This is a genomic window from Almyronema sp. (assembly GCF_052168255.1).
GTDB classification, from domain to species: domain Bacteria; phylum Cyanobacteriota; class Cyanobacteriia; order Phormidesmidales; family Phormidesmidaceae; genus Sphaerothrix; species Sphaerothrix epifaneia.
This window is the reverse complement of record NZ_JBQLZL010000091.1, coordinates 39,692-52,848: the sequence shown is the minus strand read 5'-3', so window position 1 is coordinate 52,848 and position 13,157 is coordinate 39,692. Positions and strand designations below refer to the sequence as shown.

8 protein-coding genes are annotated in these 13,157 nt (G+C 51.5%); 6 read left to right on the top strand and 2 right to left on the bottom strand.

Features of this window, described 5'->3' with window-relative positions:
- Positions 1-154: 154 nt before the first annotated feature.
- Positions 155-3,982 (bottom strand): hypothetical protein, encoded by a 3,828-nt coding sequence (locus ACTS3T_RS19580; protein WP_462935415.1) that lies wholly within the window; start codon positions 3,980-3,982, stop codon positions 155-157.
- 238 nt (positions 3,983-4,220) lie between these two features.
- Here ACTS3T_RS19580 and ACTS3T_RS19575 point away from each other — a divergent pair, with 238 nt between their 5' ends.
- From ACTS3T_RS19575 to ACTS3T_RS19550, 6 genes are all read left to right on the top strand, one after another.
- Positions 4,221-5,654: an aminotransferase-like domain-containing protein gene (locus ACTS3T_RS19575; protein WP_377967723.1), complete on the top strand. Its 1,434-nt coding sequence runs from the start codon at positions 4,221-4,223 to the stop codon at positions 5,652-5,654.
- A 129-nt stretch (positions 5,655-5,783) separates the two neighbouring features.
- A complete protein-coding gene (locus ACTS3T_RS19570) occupies positions 5,784-7,223 on the top strand; it encodes a GUN4 domain-containing protein (protein ID WP_377967725.1) in 1,440 nt (479 codons plus the stop codon).
- 21 nt (positions 7,224-7,244) lie between these two features.
- Positions 7,245-7,763 carry a GUN4 domain-containing protein gene (locus ACTS3T_RS19565; RefSeq protein ID WP_377967727.1) on the top strand — a complete coding sequence of 173 codons (519 nt, stop codon included), beginning with the start codon at positions 7,245-7,247 and terminating at the stop codon, positions 7,761-7,763.
- A gap of 97 nt (positions 7,764-7,860) precedes the next feature.
- On the top strand, positions 7,861-8,907 hold the full coding sequence (locus ACTS3T_RS19560; RefSeq protein ID WP_377967729.1) for a S66 peptidase family protein: 1,047 nt from the start codon (positions 7,861-7,863) through the stop codon (positions 8,905-8,907).
- Between the two features lie 124 nt (positions 8,908-9,031).
- On the top strand, positions 9,032-10,327 hold the full coding sequence (locus tag ACTS3T_RS19555; protein ID WP_377967731.1) for a Glu/Leu/Phe/Val family dehydrogenase: 1,296 nt from the start codon (positions 9,032-9,034) through the stop codon (positions 10,325-10,327).
- Between the two features lie 532 nt (positions 10,328-10,859).
- Positions 10,860-12,146: a glycosyltransferase family 4 protein gene (locus tag ACTS3T_RS19550; RefSeq protein ID WP_377967733.1), complete on the top strand. Its 1,287-nt coding sequence runs from the start codon at positions 10,860-10,862 to the stop codon at positions 12,144-12,146.
- Between the two features lie 89 nt (positions 12,147-12,235).
- Here ACTS3T_RS19550 and ACTS3T_RS19545 read toward each other — a convergent pair whose 3' ends face one another.
- Positions 12,236-13,156: an MBL fold metallo-hydrolase gene (locus tag ACTS3T_RS19545; protein WP_377967735.1), complete on the bottom strand. Its 921-nt coding sequence runs from the start codon at positions 13,154-13,156 to the stop codon at positions 12,236-12,238.
- Position 13,157: the final 1 nt, after the last annotated feature.

The window sequence follows — 13,157 nt, the reverse complement described above, 5'->3', positions numbered from 1 at the left end:
TAGCAATACCTCTAGTCTGCCAAACACCTTCCTTTGTAAGTTCCCCTTTGCCAAGTAAGGACACTCTGGATCTGTTGCCTTGGCAAAGGGGAACTAGCGAGAATTTTGAAGCCAGACCCCCCCCTCTATCGCTGAATTAATTGGGGTCAAAGGCTTAATCCCAATCGGCCAGCGTGCTACGCCAGTCTTGGGCTAGGTTGAGCCACTGTTCCCGACGACGTTCAAAATCAGCCGCTATCCAAATCAGAGCCATTCCGGCCACAACGCCCAGCATCCATTTGACTAAAGGGTATTCGGCATTGAGAATAACAAGTTGCTCAAAAGCATTCACCCCAAAAGCAACTGTACCCACATAGAGAAAAGCGCGAATTCGCCAGCCCAAGCCCAACAACAGCGCCACCAGGCTAAAGGCCGCAACTGGCAAGCCACTCCAAGGTTCAAAAAGCAGACCATAGAGCAAGATGATGCCCAAGCCCAAGACCCGCAGCCTGTGCCGCTGAGTTTTGTGATTTGAGCTTTGCCAATGCGGATCTACCTGGGCAATGTAGAGCAGCGAACCGCCGCCCAGCAAAACGTAATAAAATCCTTCCCCAATATTTTGCTCAAACAGCCAACGGGCGATCGCCCAATCTATCAATCCCAGACTCAGGTAGCTCAGGCGAATTTGCTGCCGTCGCCAGCTAAGCCAACCGTAAAAGCCTGCCGCGAGCCAAAAGTTGACTAACGTTAGCGACAAGCTGCCCCCCACCGCCACTAGACTGGGCAAAACTATCGCTGCTTGCTGCCAAGGCTTTAGTAGCCAGCCCCAACGTGACCAGGGAAGCGTGTATAGCCCCACTGCTAAAACAACAGCGATCGCCCCGGCCCACGCATCAATAACGCCTAAAGGGGGAAACAACAGGCGCGTGTAAGCCACCAGCCCCAAAGCTTGCCCCAGCCCGACGTAGAGCCAGCTTTCTGATTGTTGACTACGGCTTTGCCCAATTGGATAAAGGGTAACGGCGATCGCTAAGCAAAGGGCTAATGGTGTTAGCGTCAGGCGAGTCATCCAAACGCTGGGTAAGGTTAAAAACAAGAGCAGACTGGCGATCGCCCAGTGCAAGTGAGCAGCAACCCCAAGTCTGAGCTGAGGATAGTGCAACCGCTGCATTATCCATTGGCCGCAGAGACGGTAGACACCCATGATCACAACGGCAACACCCGCCAAAATCACCAAGCCGTCTCCTGGATCACCCCCTTCAGCCTGACTCAGTTGATAAAGAACCAGTTCGTACCAGGCCGTTGAGCAGCCAATTAATGCCAGCCAGCCTAACCAGCGGCTCTGCCAGCGCCGCCCCACTTCTAAAACCATTAGAGAAACACCCAGCGTGATCCCGCCTGTTGTAGCAGTAAAATCGCCGCTGCGAAGAGCCAGCGCTAGCAGGCCGTAGAGTAAAGATAAAGTCTGCAAACTCCGCAGCGGTAGCTGAGCCTGTGGCGGTCGCCCAGTCACGATCGCTAAGCTGATTAAGCCTAAGCCAACGGTCGCAGCCGACAAAATGAGTAGATCGCCCCCTCTGCCAAGCAATGCCTCAGCCATGATCAGCTCAGCGGCCCAGCCTAGCAGATAAACTCCAGAATTTTTCGGCGTTTGCCACTGCCGCCAGAGAACCGCACCCGCCACTATTCCCATAGCGGCTAGATAGCTTATCTGCAGCGATCGCCCATCAAGGTAGAGAAAACCCACTTCCAGGCTCAGGCTCAGCAGCAAACCGAAACACAGGACATCGCCCCAAAAATCTGTAGCTTGTCCATATAGCCTCGGCAGTTGAGCAGTCGCTCCCGCTGGCTGGTGGGCTGCTGAATTTGACCAGCGTCGCCCTAAAAAGGGCGACACTTGCCATAGTCCTAAAAGGGCGATCGCACCGATGGGATACCATTGCACCCCGGTCAGTTGAGGCATTGCTGGCATTAAATCTTGAATTAAACTGGTGCCCCAGCCCAATCCCCAAAGAACCGTCAGCAGCGTTACCGCTTGTCTAGGCCAAAAGCGGCTGAGAAACGCCCCCAAACCTGTAGCCATGCCCAAGCCTACCAGACGTGTTTGGGGCAAGAACAAAGTCAACGGCACCGTAAGACCCAGCGCTAACAAACTCAGTTCATAGCTATAGCGACGGTTAGGTTCGCGCCAAGCCAACAAGGTTAGCCCCAAAGGTAGCGCCAAACCAGCTACGCTCCACGCATTGCTGAGCAAATTGCTCTGGAGGGCTGTGAGTAAGTTAAAGTAGCTGAGTCCAGCTAAGGCGCAGCCAAAATACCAAGCACTCTGCCGCCAGCGAGAAGCGCGATCGCCCACGCACAGCCCCCATTCCAACCAGGTAACACCGAGAGAAAGCAGCAACCAAGCACCTGTGGGTAAATTGGGCCAGCGATCGACGATGGCAATAGTCAGGGCTAGCAGCGCTAGAGCATGAGTGATGTTAATTAAAAAATGAGGCGACGGCGATCGCCGCAGCGTCACCCCTAAAAGCGTGATGGTGGAAACTATTAGACTGAGTGCCAACACAGTCAGGTCTAAGCTGCTAATAGCTACCAGCAGCAGCCCCAGCCCTAGCGCCAGTTTCTCGGTAAGCTGGGCTAATCGAGTTTGGCCACGGCGGTAAAACCAGTCTGCCAGACCCACCATCAGCACCAGGTAAGGTAGATAAGCAATACCTAGCAGCACTTCTGGATTCGTCTCAGTACCTGTCCAGCCAGCAGCGATCGCGGTTGCTAGCTGTTGCCAAGGTACGGGTAAGCTGCGCCAGCCCAGCCAGATTAGCTGCAGACCTATTGCTAAAGCGGCTATCAGGTGAAGCGATTGCCCCGTTTTGACCAGTTGCTGAGTACGCAATTTTAGCCCTAAGCCGCTGATCATGGCTGCCTGTAGCGGTAGCGAAAACACGCTTAAAAACCAGCCCAACCACAACAGCCCTCGCCCACTCCAGAGCCATAGCCCACCCAAAACGGGGTGAGAGGTGGCTGAAACCACCAGCCAGACCAGCAGGGCACCGCAAATGCCGATCGACAGACCTAACTGCTCGACATCAATGTCAGGCGTCCCTAGCCCTCGCAGCAGCAACACTCCCAGGCTATAAATCACCAAAAGTGAGGCCGCTGCCGCTAGCATGGCTGTTAGTTTTTCCGCGTCTTGACGACGAAAAGGCCAGAGAAAAGCGATCGCCGTTATTGCCGTGCCACAGTAGATTGCTCCCAGCGGCACCGCCAAACTGTTCCAGCCAAGCTGCAAATAAGCCAGTCCTAAAAAACTCCCTGCCCTTACCAGGCGACTGGGTCGCGCCAGGGTGCCAACCGTTTCAGGCAGGAGTGGATAGCGCCAAATTGTACAGACGGTTAAAATGCCAGCCGCCAGCAGACTGACCAAAAGCCCCAGCGGCGATCGCCCTACCTGTAGTGCATCAATCGCCCACAAATTAATGGGCACCAGCAGCAACGCCACAATTCGCAAAGTTTTGGCCGTGAGCTGTAGCCTCGGCTGGCTAGCTGCCCACCGTCCACCCAGCCAAAAAATGATGGTATAGGCCAATAGCACTAGATATTGACCTATCACGTTAAATTGGCTCCACTGGGTAGCAGCCAGCACAGCAGACGACAACACAACCAGCAACACCCCTAAACACAAGAGCCAAACTACGCTTAGCTCTGCCATGAGTCGTTCTGCCAGTTGGTGAATTGGCTGTAGCAGAGAAGTGGCGCTTAGAGCGGCTAGGTTGACCGCCGCCGGAGAGCGGCGGGGTTGAGCTTCGGCGACTGGCCTTCTGGCAGACAGAATAGCTGGAGGCTGGGTTTTGAGAGTTGGTAACTGACAGCTAAACGACGTTCGGCCTAGCGCTCGCACCTGTTCATCAGAAATCAGCGCTAACTGTAGCCAAGCTTCTAACCCTTCTAAAAGGGCGGGCTGATCGGTGGCCACTTCGATCCGAATAAATTGCTTAGACGACATCAGTAAAAACCGCAGGGGGATGCTTCATGATGATATCTCTCAGCCTTTAAGCGTCATGCCATCAGGACACTCTTTAAGGCGATCGCACTCGGCACCGATATTAAACAACCCCAAGCTTCAACAACTAGTACAGTTGCGAAAATAAAAAATGTACCAGCCAATTTTCTGCCAACTGTACTAGGTGAGGCCGGAGCAAATCGCCTACGCTGTAAAAATCGCTCACGTCGCGCCAACACCTGTGAAAATTCTTCTCGATCGCCAATCGCCTGCTCCCGTTTATTTGCAAATTCGCGATCGCCTGCGTCAGCTCATTCACGCCGGTAGCTTAAAACCGGGCGATCGCTTGCCTTCAATTCGGCAAATGGCGCGGACGGCGCAGGTTAACAAGCTGACGGTAATTGAAGCTTACGGAGTTTTAGAAGCCGATGGCTTGGTGCAAGCGCGGCAGGGCGCAGGCTACTTCGTCAATCCGTCGCCTGTCTCTACCTCATTTGAATCAACCTTTGCCCCAGCCCAAACGGTGATTATTCCAGCAGACGGCGTGCAGTCTTTTTTAGACGTTAGCAATGCTATGTTGCGGGCGCAGGTACGCCCTGATGTAATTAACTTTAGCTCCGGATTTCCGCCCCCTTGCGATATTCCTGATTTACAGCGAATTGCCCGCCGAGCGGTGAAAAATACTGCCGAACGCCTGTTTGAGCACAACTATCCCCAAGGCGATCCGCTGCTGCGGGAACAAATTACCCAGCTTTTGGTGCATCAGGGGTTGGCGATTTCAGCCGACAATTTGATCATCACCAACGGGTCAATGCAGGCGTTGTCGTTGCTGGTGCAGCAGTTTATTCAACCCGGCGATTGGGTGGTGGTTGAAGCGCCCACGTTTCACGGTTTTTTGTCGGTGCTCAAGCAGGCGCAGGCGCAGGTGATTGGTATTCCCATGACCGCTACGGGCATGAACCTGGACTTGCTAGAGCAATATTTGCAAAGCCATCGGCCCAAGCTAATTTACACCATCAGTACCCTGCACAATCCCACGGGCATTACCACCGATTTAGGCCATCGGCAGCAGCTTTTAGCCCTGGCGGAAGCCTACGACTGCCGCATTATTGAAGATAATGCTTATGAGCGGCTAAGTTTTGGGGCAACGCCACCGCCCATCAAGGCGCTTGATACTGGCGATCGCGTAATTTATCTCAACACTTTTTCTAAAACGCTCATGCCAGCTCTGCGGGTGGGTTATGCCGTCATTACCGGAGCAGACTATGGGCCGCTGCTAGAGCGCAAACTCCTCCATGACTTTCATGTCTCGCTCGTTTCTCAAGCGATCGTCAGCGAATATCTGGCCTCTGGGCACTATCGGCGGCGCTTGCATCATTTGCAAGCCCAAAATCAGCAAAACCAAGCGGTGATGCTGCAAGCTCTGGCCAAACATTTTCCGCCTGAAGCCAGTTGGACGGTGCCGCAGGGGGGTGTTTTCTTGTGGGTACAGCTATCTGCTCGGCGATCGCTGCAAAGGTTCTGCCAAGCTGCATTACAAGCAAATGTTTTAGTAGGACCAGGTTCAATTTTTTTCCCGGATCAACAAGGGTATCCAGGATTACGGCTTAGCTTTGCCCAGACGGTTGCCGATATTGAGCGGGGCATTGCCGTATTAGGGCGCTTGCTGCAGTAACTTCGCCGCATTCCTCAGCTTTGATAAATTTATTCTGAGGGGAGCGATCGCTGTCACCCGTTGCCTGGTATAACATTGGGCAATATCTCAGGCAATATTCATGAGCAGGCTCTGATGGGTGAAGCAAGCATGGCAGCGGATTCTAAAATTCATTTCACGATGCACCTGAGCGATCGCAGTTTGGATGAAGCCGAACGCGACCAGCAAATTCGAGAGCTGTTTGAAAAAATTCAGTCGCTCACTGGGATTGAAGCCCCCCGCTACATAACGGGCGCTGCTACTAACGGCCATCGCAGCGGCATTGAAATTGCCCAGCTTGAAGCCGATCGACTACGCCCCCTGCTAAGCCTGGTGGCCAATCGTCTAGACAAAAAACCGCTGGAAACACAGGTTGTTTTACAGGTGGGTACCACTCACCTGCAAATCCAGACCCGTAAATCTGAAGAAGTGTTAGCGCTGTTGCCACTGGCCGAACGTCTTTTACCCAAACATCTGGTTTATCAAGGCAAAGCGGCAGCTTACGCCCGTCGAACCGGGTTTACGCCCGTTGAGCGAGCCAATCTAGAATTGCTGCGCTACCAGCTTGACCTCAATCCTGACGAAGCTCAGGTGATTCAGGCCAAAGCCCTTGGGCCTTACGAAACCTTTGAGCAACGCTTGGGCCGCTATGAACAGGTGCTGAGCGAAGAAATTCGACGGCAATACCCCTTAAGCGATGAAACCGAAGCCGAGCTGAAGCGTTTGCAAGAGAGCTTAGGGCTGGACTATGAAGATGTAGCTGAGATTCGTGACAAGCATCTTTCTAGAGCGCAGAGCGATCAAAAGCAGGTGGATGAACTCAAAGCCACCATCACGCAGCTACAGACCCGCATTACCCAGCTACAGCAGCCTATCCCAGAGCCAGAAAAGCCGCCTGAACCACCGACGCGCGATCGCTACCGACAGGAATTTCAGCAGGTGATTCAGCATACGCTTTATCCAAACGACTTTGATCGCGGTCGCTTAGAGCAGTGCCGCCGCCTTTGGCAGCTTTCAACGGCAGAAGTTCAAGCCATTGAGCAGTCGGTTACCGACCAACTCTATGGCGCAATCACCTCTAGCAGAGGGGTAGACTATCGCCGCTTGCGCCAACTGCTGTGGTCTAAGCAGTGGCAAGAAGCCGACCGCGAAACCGAGCGGGTAATGCTACAGGCTGGTAGCCAAGATATGCGACCACTGAGCAGTTCTTTGCTCAATAGCTTTCCCTGTGTGGATTTGGTGACTGTAGATGGTCTGTGGCAACGCTACAGCGATCGCCGCTATGGCTTTGTTGCTCAACGCCAAATTTACACCGAGCAACCAACTATCCAAGATTTTTTGCGAATTGTGGGCTGGCAGGATAACTGGGGCTGGGGGGGGGTTTTGAGAATCTCCAAAGCTTACAGCGATCTCCAGTTTCATGAGGGTGCGCCCAAAGGGCATTTACCCACTTGGCGCTGGGCCTGTACAACGCTAGAAAGTATCTATGCTGTTGGCTCGGCTGAAATTGATGCTTTTTTTGATCGGCTCAATCATTGTCTGCCGTCATAGCTTTTCCAGAGGTGTCACTCCATGCAAACCACAATTCCAGCTCTGGACTACCAAGACCTCGATAACCTCTTATCAGAACAAGACTGGGAAGCGGCTGATCGGGCGACAGCCGATCTGTTGCGACAAGCAGCTAACCAACTTGAGGCGATCGCTCTCCCTACAGAGGCGATCGCCCATTTACCCTGTGCTGATTTGCATCGGCTTGATCAGCTCTGGACACAGCACAGTCGCGGTCAGTTTGGGTTTTCGGTGCAGCGAGAGATTTACACGTCTCTTGATTACAATGCGGTTCAATTTAGCCACGCCGTTGGCTGGACGCCTTGGGCCATCAAGCCCTTTGCTTTTTTTCGCTTCTATTCTCGGCTCAATTTTAGCCTCGATGCCCCCAGAGGCCAGTTCCCGGCACTTTGGTTTTGGCAGCTTTCTTTAGAAAATTCGTTTTTAGCGGGTGGATTTGGCAGCGGTCGGGGGGCAGGTTACGTAGATGCTGACAAGTTAGATGCTCTCATGCTTAGATTAGAGCGCTGTAGTTTGCAGTAAGTGCTAGCGATCGCTTAGCTCTATACTTTGCTAAACATACTGACCCCTTTCGCCTGCTGGGGGTCATCTGAGATTGAGCAATCTGAGATTGAGCAAGATGATTCACCGCCGAAATTTTCTCACAATAGCAGCGCTAACCAGTCTCATCACTCCCCTGCTGCCTCACCGCCTGGGACAGGCTACTGCTTCAGCCAAGTTAAAACCTCGCCGGCTTTTACCAGGTGATACGGTCGGTATTATCAGCCCTGCGGGGGCGACATTTCGGCGCGAAGAGTTAAACATTGTGATGGATGCCGTACGGGGGCTGGGGCTGGTGCCCAAGCTAGCTCCTCATGTGCTCGATCGCTACGGCTATTTAGCAGGCCGCGATCGCGATCGCGCTGCCGATATTAACCAGTTTTTTGCTGACCCAGAGGTAGCGGCACTGCTACCGATTCGTGGCGACTGGGGTAGTAGTCGGGTGCTGCCTTACCTAGACTATCAACGAATTCAGCAAAATCCCAAAATTGTTGTTGGCTTTAGTGACATTACAGCCTTGCTGTTGGGCATTCATGCCCAAACAGGTCTAATTACCTTTCACGGGCCGCATGGGCTAACTTCGTGGCGACCTGACCAAACGGCGTCCTTTCGGCAGGTGCTTTTTGAAGGGCAATCTCTAACCATTGCCAACACGGTCGCAGCCGAAGATTTAGATCGCCTCATGCCAGTGCGCAACCGGATTCAGACCCTCACACCGGGAGAAGCCCAAGGCAAACTAATTGGCGGCAATCTCTCAGTCATCGCTGGTATCGTCGGCTCGCCCTATATGCCCGACTTAACAGGCGCTGTCTTGTTTTTGGAAGATGTGGGTGAAAGTATTTATCGAATCGATCGCATGCTGACCCAGCTCAAGCTCGCAGGCATGCTTGACCAGCTTTCGGGATTTATTTTCGGCCAGTGTTCCCATTGTGGCCCCGGTGAAGATTACGGTTCGCTAACGCTAGAAGAAGTCCTGCAAGACCACATTGCGCCTTTGGGCATTCCGGCTTGGATGGGAGCCGCGATTGGACACGTAGAGCCAATTTTGACGTTGCCTATCGGAGCCGAAGTCCTGATCGAAGCCACTGCTGGCACCCTGCAGATGCTAGAACCCGCTGTTGCCTAGTGGTGTTTAAAGTTCTCTTTCGTTTTTGAGTGAGGCGCGATCGTAGACGCCACAATCAAAATAGTAGTCATTGATACGAAATGCTGCCAATGACCTCACACCGCTACAAACAAGGTCTTTATTTATGACGAATACTTTGTTGTCGGATGCCAACCGTCGCCTGGAGCGCGCCCTTAAGTACGCCCATATTTCAGACGACGCCAGCGAACGGCTGAGATTTCCCAAAGCTAGCCTCAAAGTTTCTATCCCAGTGCGGATGGACGATGGTTCACTCAGGGTCTTTGAGGGCTATCGAGTCCACTACGATGACACTCGCGGCCCCACCAAAGGGGGCATTCGCTTCCATCCCAAAGTAACGATGGACGAAGTGCAGTCTTTAGCCTTCTGGATGACATTTAAATGTGCGGCGCTCAATCTTCCTCTAGGCGGTGCCAAAGGAGGCATCACGCTTAATCCTAAAGAACTCTCCAAATTTGAGTTAGAGCGTTTGAGCCGAGGCTATATTGACGCGATCGCAGATTTTATTGGCCCCGACGTTGATATTCCAGCCCCAGATGTTTACACAAACGCCATGATCATGGGCTGGATGATGGATCAATACAGCATTATCCGTCGCCAGCGTTGTCCCGCAGTTATTACTGGCAAACCCATTGGCATGGGAGGTAGCCTGGGACGAGACACAGCCACGGGAATGGGCGCGTTTTACGTGCTAGAAGCCATGATGCCCAAGTTTGACAAAGCGCCCCCAGAAACCACTGTCGCTGTCCAAGGGTTTGGCAACGCGGGGAGTGTGATTGCGCAATGCTTATTTGATGCTGGTTATCGGGTAGTGGCTGTAAGTGACTCTCAAGGCGGGGTCTATTGTCCTCAAGGGCTTGACATTCCTAGCATTCGCCAGTTTAAGACTTCTACTCGCAGTGTCAAAGCGGTGTACTGTGAAGGCACCGTTTGCAACCTGGTAGACAACTACACCACCCTCAGCAATGCCGACCTTTTGACGTTGAAAGTGGATATCTTGATCCCCGCCGCTTTAGAAAATCAGATTACAGAAGCCAACGCCGCTGATATTCAGGCCAAATACATTTTTGAAGTAGCCAACGGCCCCATTTCTTCAAGCGGCGATCGCATTCTTGAAGAAAAAGGTACCTATGTCTTTCCCGATATCCTGGTCAATGCGGGGGGTGTAACCGTCAGCTATTTTGAATGGGTGCAAAACCGCAGTGGCCTTTACTGGACATTGAGCGAAATTAATAGTCGGTTGAAGCAGCGCATAGTAACCGAAGCTGAAGCTGTCTGGCGGATTGCTCACGAACTGGCTATTCCCTTACGAACCGCAGCTTATGTTCATGCCCTAGAGCGCTTAGGAGAAGCTCTCAATGCCAAAGGTACACGAGAATACTTTACAGATCCGCGCTTCTAAACCAGCGTCTGGCAGTTACCCCTCATCAGCTAGCGCGATGGGGTCGCTTGAGCAAAACGGATTGAGCAGCTAGTAGCAAATACAGCTCAGGAGGCTAGTCTGTCAGAGCTAAGCTCCTTTAGCCAAACCTTGCAGCTTTCTATACCCCCAATCCTTGCCCCATGCACGGGCACGATATTGTTTCTCTTAGTAGATGGCAGTCACTTGACTAAGATGCTACAGAAACTTTAGATACCCAGCATCTAAGTAAACGAGTTGATAGGGTAAAGCAGGAAGCTTGTATGCTAAAGCCTGGATTAGGGCACACTAAAGCTGGGAGACTTCTTGATATCTCAATAAATATCCTGTGTAGTCTAAAGATTCTTGCAAGGCATTTCATTTAGCTTTCATTAAGCTTGCAAGGCTAGATAAGTTTGATTTACTAGTCAAGTGCCCCCAGTGCATAGAATCTGCCCCCCCTGCTGCTCAATTCTGGTAAGTTCTTTATTTCACAATTTCGCTAATCCCTTTTAGGCACGGCAACTAGACGTTTATGCGTATTTTGATCTACTCATACAATTACCATCCTGAACCCATTGGCATTGCCCCCTTAATGACGGAATTAGCTGAAGGCTTAGTCAAGCAGGGGCATCAGGTTCGTGTGGTAACTGCAATGCCGAACTATCCGGAGCGTCAAATTTATCCAGAGTATCGGGGGAAGCTGTACTGCACTGAGGAAATTAACGGGGTAACGGTTCAGCGGTGCTACGTCTCTATCCGGCCTGATCCCGGTCTAGTTACTCGCGTTCTCTTAGATGGTAGCTTCATTTTCTTAAGCTTTTTTCAAGCTTTAAGGGGCTGGCGGCCAGATGTCATTCTTTCGACCAGTCCTTCTCTACCTGCATGTTTACCGGTAGCTTTGCTGAAGTGGCTTTATTCTTGTCCCACGGTTCTAAATTTGCAAGATATTTTGCCAGAAGCGGCTGTTCGTACAGGCTTAATTAGCAATCAATTTGCTATTCGAATTTTTGAAGTTTTGGAGAAGTTTGCTTACAAGAGTGCCACTAAAATCAGCGTTATTACAGAAGGGTTCGCAGAGAACTTAGTCGGCAAAGGCGTCTCTCGCGATCGCATGGTTTGCATCCCCAACTGGGTCGATATCAATTTCATTTGTCCTCAGCCAAAGCATGAAAATGCTTTCCGAGCAGCCCACAATCTAAAGGATAAATTTGTTGTTCTTTACTCTGGCAATATTGCACGAACCCAGGGTATTCGAACAATTATTCGCTCGGCTGCTTTGCTAAAGCCTTATCCCGAAATTGCTTTCGTCATTTCAGGAGAAGAGCGCCAACTCGCTCATTTAGACGAACTCCGACAAGAACTCGGTGCGACCAACGTTCTTTTGCTGCCTTTTGTAGCCCGCGAAGATTTGCCAGAAATGCTAGCCGCTTCTGATGTGGGTCTTATCATGCAAAAGAAGAGCATGGTAGGCTTCAACATGCCTTCAAAGACACAGGTACTCTTGGCAAGTGGTCGCCCTATTATTGCTTCAGTGCCTAGCGATGGAGCCGCTGCCAAGGCGGTTACTAGAAGCGGTGGAGGGTTAGTCGTAAAACCTGAAAACCCAACCAGCCTAGCCAAAGCGATTCTACATTTGTTTAAGCATCCTGAAAAAGCAGCCAAGCTGGGATATCAGGGACGACGTCACGCAGAAACCCATTACTCCTTCCATCAAGCTCTCCAAGCTTACGAAGAACTTTTTGAAGAACTGAGTCTGGTCTCTTCAAGCAGCATTGATCCAACCTCTAAAGCCTTGAGTGACCTCCGACATGGCTTATAAGCGCAAGATTCTTCCTGGGTTTTAGCCATCATTGGCGACTGAGGAAGAATCTCTCTCCGCTTCCCCACGCCGGGTTAAGGGCTATGTCACTAAGCAATTTGTAAAATCATGCCCTCTCTAGCAAGTCGGGCATTGGGAAAGTCACCTCTGATCTGCATCTCAATACAGTCTAAGGAATCATCGTCATGAGCAGGGTTATGGTGAAACATAATCAGCTCTTGGACATTCGCAGCTTTAGCCACTTCGATGCCTGATTTCCAAGGAGCGACTAAAGATTGCTTTTGAAAATTGTGATCGTTGTGATCAGCATAAGTGCCATCGTAGATTAGAACATCAGCCTGTTGCGCTAAGTATTGCAAATTTTGATTGCCTGCTTCTTGAGAATGATCGGTATCGGTTGCATAAACCACCGATCGCCCCTCCCAGGTAATGCGGTAGCCCAAAGCACTGGTTAAACGGTTGAGCGAGACAGTTTCAATCACCACATCATCAATAGAAATCACGCTGCCAGCCGAAATGTTGAGAAAATTAAGATGCGATCGCATCCGCTGTAGCGGCGTTGGAAAATTAGGCTGTAGCATCTGATCGGTTAGACACTGCTTAATGGAAGCGCCGTTAGGAGCAGTGGCTCCGTAGATGTGAAACTGGTTCCCTTCGGTAAAAGCTGGAACGAAAAAGGGAAAGCCTTGAATGCGATCCCAGTGGGTATGGGTAAAGAAAATATGAGCCTCAACCCGAGCAGTTTGCTTTAGCAGGTGTTTTCCTAAAACACTCAACCCCGTACCCCCATCTAGAATCAACCGTTTGTTGCCTACTAACACCTCGACGCAGGCCGTATTTCCTCCGTAGCGAACGGTACTAGCCCCTGGTGTGGGAATACTGCCGCGTACGCCCCAAAACTGCACTACAAAGGAAGAGCCAAGCTGCATTTCGCTAGGTAGGGAAAAGTCTACTGGATGTCCAGAGAGGTTCACATTATCAGGCAGGGAGATGGAATCGGGATCTAGCATT

What these genes read in the sequence shown, in the direction of transcription:
- ACTS3T_RS19550 (WP_377967733.1), top strand. Translation starts at nt 10,860, where the DNA reads ATGCGTATTTTGATCTACTCATACAATTACCATCCTGAACCCATTGGC.
- ACTS3T_RS19555 (WP_377967731.1), top strand. Translation starts at nt 9,032, where the DNA reads ATGACGAATACTTTGTTGTCGGATGCCAACCGTCGCCTGGAGCGCGCC.
- ACTS3T_RS19565 (WP_377967727.1), top strand. Translation starts at nt 7,245, where the DNA reads ATGCAAACCACAATTCCAGCTCTGGACTACCAAGACCTCGATAACCTC.
- ACTS3T_RS19545 (WP_377967735.1), bottom strand. Translation starts at nt 13,156, where the DNA reads ATGCTAGATCCCGATTCCATCTCCCTGCCTGATAATGTGAACCTCTCT.
- ACTS3T_RS19570 (WP_377967725.1), top strand. Translation starts at nt 5,784, where the DNA reads ATGGCAGCGGATTCTAAAATTCATTTCACGATGCACCTGAGCGATCGC.
- ACTS3T_RS19560 (WP_377967729.1), top strand. Translation starts at nt 7,861, where the DNA reads ATGATTCACCGCCGAAATTTTCTCACAATAGCAGCGCTAACCAGTCTC.
- ACTS3T_RS19580 (WP_462935415.1), bottom strand. Translation starts at nt 3,982, where the DNA reads ATGTCGTCTAAGCAATTTATTCGGATCGAAGTGGCCACCGATCAGCCC.